The organism is Bacillus sp. JJ1532 (assembly GCF_036965085.1).
In the GTDB taxonomy this organism is placed as follows: Bacteria; Bacillota; Bacilli; order Bacillales; family Cytobacillaceae; genus Cytobacillus.
Map to the genome: position 1 here is coordinate 1,663 of NZ_JBALOW010000025.1, position 3,121 is coordinate 4,783.

1 rRNA gene is annotated in these 3,121 nt (G+C 52.1%); it reads left to right on the forward strand.

Annotation, left to right across the window (positions count from 1 at the left end):
* The first annotated feature begins 68 nt into the window (after nucleotides 1–68).
* Nucleotides 69–3,003 (forward strand): 23S ribosomal RNA (locus V7122_RS10625).
* Nucleotides 3,004–3,121 lie beyond the last annotated feature (118 nt).

Sequence of the window (3,121 nt, forward strand, 5' to 3'; positions counted from 1 at the left end):
TGAAGAAGCAATAACCGAGTAATCGCCATTTTAGTATTTCTCTCTATTTATAGAGAAACCATTTTTATGGTTAAGTTAATAAGGGCGCACGGTGAATGCCTTGGCACTAGGAGCCGATGAAGGACGGGACTAACACCGATATGCTTCGGGGAGCTGTAAGTAAGCTTTGATCCGGAGATTTCCGAATGGGGGAACCCACTGTTCGTAATGGAACAGTATCTTTACCTGAATACATAGGGTATTGAAGGCAGACCCGGGGAACTGAAACATCTAAGTACCCGGAGGAAGAGAAAGCAAACGCGATTCCCTGAGTAGCGGCGAGCGAAACGGGATTAGCCCAAACCAAGAGGCTTGCCTCTTGGGGTTGTAGGACACTCTACACGGAGTTACAAAGGAACGAGGTAAATGAACAGGTCTGGAAAGGCCGGCCATAGAAGGTAAAAGCCCTGTAGTTGAAACTTCGTTCCCTCCAGAGTGGATCCTGAGTACGGCGGGACACGTGAAATCCCGTCGGAAGCAGGGAGGACCATCTCCCAAGGCTAAATACTCCCTAGTGACCGATAGTGAACCAGTACCGTGAGGGAAAGGTGAAAAGCACCCCGGAAGGGGAGTGAAATAGTTCCTGAAACCGTGTGCCTACAAGTAGTCAGAGCCCTTTAACGGGTGATGGCGTGCCTTTTGTAGAATGAACCGGCGAGTTACGATTACATGCGAGGTTAAGTTGAATAGACGGAGCCGCAGCGAAAGCGAGTCTGAATAGGGCGTATTAGTATGTGGTCGTAGACCCGAAACCAGGTGACCTACCCATGTCCAGGTTGAAGTCCAGGTAACACTGGATGGAGGACCGAACCCACGCACGTTGAAAAGTGCGGGGATGAGGTGTGGGTAGCGGAGAAATTCCAATCGAACTTGGAGATAGCTGGTTCTCTCCGAAATAGCTTTAGGGCTAGCCTCATGTTGTTAGAATCTTGGAGGTAGAGCACTGTTTGGACTAGGGGCCCTCATCGGGTTACCGAATTCAGACAAACTCCGAATGCCAAAGATTTATCCATGGGAGTCAGACTGCGAGTGATAAGATCCGTAGTCAAGAGGGAAACAGCCCAGACCACCAGTTAAGGTCCCAAAGTATACGTTAAGTGGAAAAGGATGTGGAGTTGCTTAGACAACCAGGATGTTGGCTTAGAAGCAGCCACCATTTAAAGAGTGCGTAATAGCTCACTGGTCGAGTGACTCTGCGCCGAAAATGTACCGGGGCTAAACGTATCACCGAAGCTGTGGATTGACATCTACGATGTCAGTGGTAGGAGAGCGTTCTAAGGGCGTTGAAGCTAGACCGTAAGGACTGGTGGAGCGCTTAGAAGTGAGAATGCCGGTATGAGTAGCGAAAGATGGGTGAGAATCCCATCCACCGAATGCCTAAGGTTTCCTGAGGAAGGCTCGTCCGCTCAGGGTTAGTCGGGGCCTAAGCCGAGGCTGAAAAGCGTAGGCGATGGACAACAGGTTGATATTCCTGTACCACCTCTTTACCGTTTGAGCAATGGGGGGACGCAGGAGGATAGGGTAAGCGCGCTGCTGGAATAGCGCGTCCAAGCAGTTAGGCTGCAAGCGAGGCAAATCCCGCTTGCGTGAAGGCTGAGCTGTGACGGCGAGGGAAATATAGTACCGAAGTTCCTGAATCCACACTGCCAAGAAAAGCCTCTAGCGAGGGAAAAGGTGCCCGTACCGCAAACCGACACAGGTAGGCGAGGAGAGAATCCTAAGGTGAGCGAGAGAACTCTCGTTAAGGAACTCGGCAAAATCACCCCGTAACTTCGGGAGAAGGGGTGCTCATTTGGGTGAATAGCCCGGATGAGCCGCAGTGAATAGGCCCAGGCGACTGTTTAGCAAAAACACAGGTCTCTGCGAAGCCGCAAGGCGAAGTATAGGGGCTGACGCCTGCCCGGTGCTGGAAGGTTAAGAGGAGGGGTTAGCGCAAGCGAAGCTCTGAATTGAAGCCCCAGTAAACGGCGGCCGTAACTATAACGGTCCTAAGGTAGCGAAATTCCTTGTCGGGTAAGTTCCGACCCGCACGAAAGGCGTAACGATCTGGGCACTGTCTCAACGAGAGACTCGGTGAAATTATAGTACCTGTGAAGATGCAGGTTACCCGCGACAGGACGGAAAGACCCCGTGGAGCTTTACTGTAGCCTGATATTGAATTTCGGTACAGCTTGTACAGGATAGGTAGGAGCCTTGGAAGCCGGAGCGCCAGCTTCGGTGGAGGCATCGGTGGGATACTACCCTGGCTGTATTGAAATTCTAACCCGCGCCCCTGATCGGGGCGGGAGACAGTGTCAGGTGGGCAGTTTGACTGGGGCGGTCGCCTCCTAAAGAGTAACGGAGGCGCCCAAAGGTTCCCTCAGAATGGTTGGAAATCATTCGAAGAGTGTAAAGGCATAAGGGAGCTTGACTGCGAGACCTACAAGTCGAGCAGGGACGAAAGTCGGGCTTAGTGATCCGGTGGTTCCGCATGGAAGGGCCATCGCTCAACGGATAAAAGCTACCCCGGGGATAACAGGCTTATCTCCCCCAAGAGTCCACATCGACGGGGAGGTTTGGCACCTCGATGTCGGCTCATCGCATCCTGGGGCTGTAGTCGGTCCCAAGGGTTGGGCTGTTCGCCCATTAAAGCGGTACGCGAGCTGGGTTCAGAACGTCGTGAGACAGTTCGGTCCCTATCCGTCGTGGGCGCAGGAAATTTGAGAGGAGCTGTCCTTAGTACGAGAGGACCGGGATGGACGCACCGCTGGTGTACCAGTTGTCTTGCCAAAGGCATAGCTGGGTAGCTATGTGCGGACGGGATAAGTGCTGAAAGCATCTAAGCATGAAGCCCCCCTCGAGATGAGATTTCCCATAGCGTCAAGCTAGTAAGACCCCTGAAAGATGATCAGGTTGATAGGTTTGAGGTGGAAGCGTGGCGACACGTGGAGCTGACAAATACTAATCGGTCGAGGACTTAACCACATTTAATACGATTACTCGAAAGACTTCTTCAGCATTATCTAGTTTTGAGGGAACAAACCTCAACAAAATAGGTCTAGTGGCGATAGCGAAAAGGTCACACCCGTTCCCATCCCGAACA